Below are 1,565 nucleotides of genomic sequence, written 5' to 3' on the forward strand. Positions count from 1 at the left end.
GTTCAGGCCCTGGAGCGCGCCGTAGTGACGTTCGTTGAGCCGCCAGTCGCGGTGCACCGGGATCCAGTGCCGGTCGGCCTTGTCCAACGCCAGGTTGGCGCTGTTGATGGCGCGGCGCAGCACCGACGTGTACAGCACGTCGGGCAGCAGCCCCTGCTCGGCGATCAGCTCGCCGCCGCGGATCGCCTCGGCCCGTCCCTTGTCGGTGAGATCGACGTCCACCCATCCGGTGAACAGGTTCAGCGCGTTCCATTCGCTCTCGCCGTGGCGGAGCAGCACCAGCGTCGCGTCTCCCATGCCACCGAGCCTATCCCGGCGCCCGCGGGTCGTCGTCGTCGTCGATCAGGTGCTCGAACGCCTGCAGGTTCGTCAGCGACTCACCGCGCGATACCCGCCAAGCCCACTCCCTCTGGATGGATGACCGAAAACCCAACTCCAACAACGTGTTGAAGTCCGCGTCGACGGCTTCGAGCACCTGCCCAAGCACCCGGTCGATCTCGTCGGCGGTCACCGATTGCAACGCCATCCGGCCGACCAGGTAGATGTCACCGACGTTGTCGAGCGTGTAGGCCACGCCGTAGAGCCGGCGATTGCGTTTCAGCAGGAACCGGTAGACGCCTTCGTGGTTCTCGTCGGGTTTGCGGCAGACGAATGCCTCGATGCGCACCGAGTGCTCACCGATGGACAGGATGGTGTTGGTCTTGAGGCGGCGCTCGCCCGGCAGCTCGACGATGATGCCGGGAAGCCCGCCGTGTGCCCCCTGGTGGCGGGTACAGACGAGGCCGTGCTCCTTGCAGGTGTCCTCGATGAGCCGGGCGACGTCGCTCAGGCCCATTGCTCGACTCCCGCTCGCTCCGGTCCTCGCTCGTACCTCGCTGCGATCCTCACTCGCGCTCGCCTTCGCTCAAGCCCGCACCCCTCGCCGCATCGAGAACCGTCGGCCGTTGCGTCGCGCGAGTGCGTCGCGGCGCTGACGGCGGGTGCGGTAGTCGGCGATCGCCCGTCCGTAGCTGGCCAGCATCGCGTCGACGGTGTGCGTCCAGGAGAACGTGGCGGCGTGCTCGACGGCGGCCCGGCGCATGGTGTCCGGGCCCCGTTGCAGCAGCGCACCGATCGCCTCGGCCCAGTCGTCCACGTCGTGGCCCGGCACCAGCGTGCCGGTGACGCCGTCGCGCACCGCCACCGGCAGCCCGCCGACCGCGGCGGCCACCACCGGCGTACCGCAGGCCTGGGCCTCGACGGCGACCAATCCGAACGACTCGGAATAGCTCGGCACGGCGACCAGGTCGGCGGCCCGGTACACATCGACCAGCTGTTCGCGCGATCGCGGCGGCAGGAATGTCACCCGGTCGGAGATCCCCAGCTCGTCGGCGAGCCGAACCAAGGTGTCGGGGGCGGCCAGCCCGCTCCCGGACGGGCCGCCGGCCACCAGCACCCGCACCGAGCCGAACCGTCCCCCTGCCCTTCGGGCGGGAGGTGCCCCCACGGACAGCCGGGCCGCCGCGTGCAGCAGCACGTCGGGCGCCTTCAACGGCTGGATGCGCCCGACGAACGCCAGCACATGC

General features: G+C 70.1%; 2 protein-coding genes and 1 pseudogene. All 3 read right to left on the reverse strand.

What is annotated here, in order from left to right; translation table 11 throughout:
* Positions 1-297: 2,3-bisphosphoglycerate-dependent phosphoglycerate mutase (locus tag ACRDU5_RS03790; RefSeq protein ID WP_526612938.1), on the reverse strand; the 297-nt coding region annotated here is incomplete at its 3' end.
* Positions 298-835 (reverse strand): annotated as a pseudogene (locus tag ACRDU5_RS03795) (YbjN domain-containing protein); the annotation flags it as partial.
* Positions 836-904: 69 nt separating this feature from the next.
* The coding region (locus tag ACRDU5_RS03800) for a glycosyltransferase (protein WP_526612937.1) at positions 905-1,565 on the reverse strand (661 nt) is incomplete at its 5' end.

The organism is Mycobacterium sp. (assembly GCF_050701515.1).
Taxonomy (GTDB): domain Bacteria; phylum Actinomycetota; class Actinomycetes; order Mycobacteriales; family Mycobacteriaceae; genus Mycobacterium.